The following is a 4,126-nucleotide window of genomic DNA, read 5'->3' as shown; positions in this document are numbered from 1 at the left end:
GGGTAGCACCATCGACCGACAACGGGTCGAATTCGCCAACCTGCGCATGGCGGCCAAGGTCGGCCTCGAGGTGCCCGAAGTTCGCCTGGTCGAGACAGGCCTGGGCTCGGTCCTCCAGGTGCGGCGCTTCGACCGCAATGCCGACCTGCAGCGCCTGCACTACGCCAGCGCGATCTCACTCGTGAGCGCGTTCCCCGAAGACAAGCGCCTGAGCAGCGCGCGCGACCAGCGCCCAAAGGAGCCTCGCTCGAATCGTCGCGATGCCCGTGGCGCAGGAGGTCTCACGGGTCCGCCGCGCACTCGGCCGATGCCTTAAGTCAGAGGTCCAATCCCCACGGTCGCGTGAGTTCGCCTTGACCAAATTGCCTGAATTGGTCAATTTGCCCGATCGGGTTTAGGATCTCGCGCATGACCGCCACTCGAGAGATCACCGCCTCCGACGCGAAAACCAGGCTCGGTGAGCTTCTAGCGTCCCTGCCTGGGGAAGGCCCGGTAACGATCACCCGCAACGGCCGCGCCGTGGGCATCCTCACGCCCGCCGCGCCCAGTGCGGGAGCCGAGTCGCAGAATCGGCTTCAACTTGAACTGCTTTTGGGGCTCTATGCGAAGGGGACGTTGACCTGGCGAGAACTCTCGCGCTCGACTGGCCTCGCGTATGGCGAGGTTCTCGTCGAACTGGGCAGACGCGGCCTGTCCCTGCCGCGCGTGTCCCCGAAGCGCCGGCCCGAGCAGGATGCTCTTTTCGAGCGCGCGTTGCGCGGTGGTGAATGAAGCCTCTCGCCCTCATCGTCACGGATTCCGGACCGCTGATCACACTGGCTGCCGGCGGCGCGCTCGACGCTCGAGGTTCTGCGCGGCGTGAACCCTTTGATCAAGACGAAGGATCGCGGCGAGCAAGCGGCTGCAGAGGTGCTCGCGCGTGAACTCGAGAACGCTGACTTCGGCGCCATCCTCGTGTTCGAGGACAGCATGGTCCGCAAGCAGAACTTCCTGGTTCGGTTGCCTGACGAAGTTGCGGTCACCTCGACGTCGGAGTTTCTCTTTGGCCTTCAACGCCTTGGAAAGCTCGACGATGCACAGGCAATTCTCGATCGAGCGGTAGACCTACGGTGCAACGAGATCTTGCAAAGGCACCTGCGTTTCTCCGGAGACGAGGCGGTTGATGAGAATTGGCCGGAACGCATCGCGCCGCGTGTTTAAGGCGAGCTGATCGTCATGCCTACTTGAAAGCTATGCGCGAACTAACTGTAAAGCCAGCTGGACCAGGCATTGGCCCTTCGGCGGTCAATATGACGCCCCTTAGGCGCAACCACGCGCTGCTCGACCCCGGCCAACTGTCCGACATGGCCGAGGAGGCCGCCCACGATCTGATGACCGAGGGCGAGTCAGACAACACGCGCGCGTCGTACCGAACGGCGATGCGCTACTGGGCCGCCTGGTTTGGCGCACGCTACGGCCGCCAGATGGAGCTGCCGGTGCCGGTGCCTGTCGTCGTCCAGTTCATCGTCGACCACGCCGAACGCTCAACCAAAGCGGGTCTGGTGCACCAACTGCCGCCTGAGATCGATGCGGCCCTGGTTGAGGCTGGCTTCAAGGGAAAGCCTGGTGCGCCAGCTCTCAACACGCTGACGCACCGGATCTCGGTTCTGTCGATGGCCCACCACTTGGCCAAACAGCCCAACCCCTGCACGGACTCCGCGGTGAAGGCGCTGCTCAGCAAGACCCGCAAGGCCTACGCCAAGCGCAGCGCTGTGCCCCACAAGCAGCGCGCGCTGACCAAGGAGCCGCTGGAGGCGGTGCTCGAGACCTGCGACGACTCGCTCAAGGGAAAGCGTGACCGCGCCCTCCTCCTCTTCGCCTGGTCGTCTGGCGGCCGTCGGCGTTCGGAAGTGTCGGAGGCGGTGTTCGAGAACCTGCGCCGCGCCGACGAAGGCACCTACCTCTACACCCTGGCCAACTCCAAGACCAACCACAACGGCAAAGTGCGTGCCGAGGATGTGAAGCCCGTGGTCGGCATGGCGGCGGAAGCAATGGAAGCCTGGCTGAAGGCCAGCGGAATCGCGTCCGGCCCCCTCTTCCGTCGCATCAACAAGGCCGGGCGGCTCGGCGAAGACGCCCTCACCGGCACAGCGATTCGCGACATCGTGAAGGCCCGATGCGCCCTCGCCGGCGTGGGCGACGACTTCTCAGCCCACTCGCTGCGCTCTGGTTTCGTCACCGAGGCGGGTCGGCAGAACATGCCTCTGCAGGAGACGATGGCCATGACCGGCCATCGCAGCACGGACACCGTAGCGGGGTACTTTCGGGCGGGCGCCGCGCAAACGAGTGCTGTCGCCCGCATGATGGATTCAGGAAAGCGGAGACCGGACGAGATCTAGCGGCCTCCGGCTGCACGCTTTGCGCCAAGGTTCAATCATGAAGCTATGGGATCGGAAGGCAAAGATGGACGAGTTGGAGACGCTCGAGTACCAGGGATGGCAGTTCTTGTGCGGCGGCGAGCAACTGCCCTCAGGAACCTTTCAGGCGACAGTTCGCTACAAGGCGCCACCCAGCGACGACATTCGGACCCTGGTTCTCGACCCCGAGAAATTCAACACAGCGCAGCAGGCGCTTGGACGCGCAAGAGAGCTTGCGATGAAATGGGCCAACGAGCGGGCTGGCGACGGACGCGGTGACGCTTGAGGAACCGGGTGAGGAATCCGCGCGCCTCATGGCCTTTTCAGGGCTGTCTCCAAGTAAGTGAGCAGGTTGCTCCCGCGCGGCCGTCCGTTCATCCGGCCGCGTTAAAACCAATGGTAGCGACCGACCGGTCGGTCGCGAGTTCGGGTGTGACCTGCAGCCGCGTCACGGTACCGGAACGCATCGCGGCCACCACTGAGACGTCGGTGGAGGGCACAACGGCATTGCTGGATGAGATGAGCGTCATCATCGTCGAGATGTCGTTGGTGATAACCGCGAACTGATCCTCCATCGGCAACGTCCAGCCATAGTGTTTCGCCATGCGTCGACCCACCGACGGGTCGGCATATCCGACGCCGATGACGGGAAAGGCCGAAACCTGCGAGATGGGGTCTACTTGTTTTGAGTGCAGAAAGTGACGCATTGACCGATGAGCATCGGCGCAGGTTTCGCGCTGGTGGCGCTCGCAAGTCCTTGTCGCTGCACGAGTTTCTGCTACCTGGCTTGCCCCTCCAAAGCGCGCCGTTCGGAGGTAGATTTCAGCCAGTGACTCTTGTTTTGTCTGCGGTTTGTGACGGCAGGAGCTGCGCCGCATAGCGCTCGACGGGGAAGCGGAACACGCCCCGCATAGATTGATGCCCTCGAGACGGGTCGGCGCGATGCGCCCCGTCAACTCCGGCGGCACGACCCAACGGTCCTGCACGTGGCTGTATACGCCGATGGAAGCTGTCTGGCGCCGCGGGTCCTGACGTGCTTGCCACACGCGCCGGCTCGTCTCCAGGCTCATCATGTCCGAGGAAGCCAGATCGGTTCGGCCCCAGGTTGCCGCGATCGGGTGGCGCTGCATGAATTCCAGCACAGCCTGGCAAGCCTGGGCCAGTCGACGCTCGTCGCCAGCCCAGCGCATGGCCTGCCGGATGCTGGTGGCCGACAACTGCGGGATCATGCGCGCGCACTCGGCCGCCGTGAGGCTGGTGCCGTGCGCCAGGATGCCGGCATAGGCCATCAGCAGTTCTTGGCCCGTCCTCGGCTCGCGCCCGAGCATGATCCAGCTGAACCGCACCTGAGCATCCACGGCCAGGATGACCTCGGGCAGTTGCACCTCGCCGATGCGCTGATCGAGCTGGCTCCGCAGCCTCGTGACTTTGGGGTCCTCTTCGTCCGCGGCCAGTGACGCCAGATGCAGCTCGTCGTCGACGCGCAGATCGCCAGAGCGCGCGGCGGCCGCTACCGCGTCGACACCGATGAGCACGCGTGCGAGTAGCGGTACGAGGAACTCACTGGCCTTGGCTGGCAGCTGCAGCCTGGGGTAATCGTGCTTTCGATGAAATTTGATACGGTCAGGTCAAGAAAACCGACGCGGGACAACGACTTGTCGGCCCGCGTCTCTGCGCAAAGACGCGCCGACGCAACTCGTTGATCTAAATCTAAATAGAGAATTTTCGGG

General features: G+C 64.0%; 5 protein-coding genes and 1 pseudogene. 5 read left to right on the top strand and 1 reads right to left on the bottom strand.

Annotation, left to right across the window (positions count from 1 at the left end):
• From AC1DY5_RS44835 to AC1DY5_RS44815, 5 genes are all read left to right on the top strand, one after another.
• Positions 1-316, top strand: a 316-nt coding sequence (locus tag AC1DY5_RS44835; RefSeq protein ID WP_478120854.1) for a HipA domain-containing protein, incomplete at its 5' end; no start/stop codon positions are given.
• 92 nt (positions 317-408) lie between these two features.
• Positions 409-771 (top strand): type II toxin-antitoxin system Phd/YefM family antitoxin, encoded by a 363-nt coding sequence (locus AC1DY5_RS44830; RefSeq protein WP_478120853.1) that lies wholly within the window; start codon positions 409-411, stop codon positions 769-771.
• An 87-nt stretch (positions 772-858) separates the two neighbouring features.
• Positions 859-1,200, top strand: coding sequence for a hypothetical protein (locus tag AC1DY5_RS44825; protein WP_478120852.1), 342 nt, complete (start codon positions 859-861; stop codon positions 1,198-1,200).
• A gap of 89 nt (positions 1,201-1,289) precedes the next feature.
• Positions 1,290-2,378 carry a site-specific integrase gene (locus tag AC1DY5_RS44820; protein ID WP_478120855.1) on the top strand — a complete coding sequence of 363 codons (1,089 nt, stop codon included), beginning with the start codon at positions 1,290-1,292 and terminating at the stop codon, positions 2,376-2,378.
• A gap of 64 nt (positions 2,379-2,442) precedes the next feature.
• Positions 2,443-2,682: a hypothetical protein gene (locus AC1DY5_RS44815; protein WP_478120851.1), complete on the top strand. Its 240-nt coding sequence runs from the start codon at positions 2,443-2,445 to the stop codon at positions 2,680-2,682.
• A 631-nt stretch (positions 2,683-3,313) separates the two neighbouring features.
• Here AC1DY5_RS44815 and AC1DY5_RS44810 read toward each other — a convergent pair.
• A pseudogene (locus AC1DY5_RS44810) lies at positions 3,314-3,994 on the bottom strand (Tn3 family transposase); the annotation flags it as partial.
• Between the last annotated feature and the right edge of the window lie 132 nt (positions 3,995-4,126).

The sequence above is a fragment of the Variovorax sp. P4_D9 genome, assembly GCF_056401695.1.
This window is presented reverse-complemented; position numbering and strand designations above follow the sequence as displayed.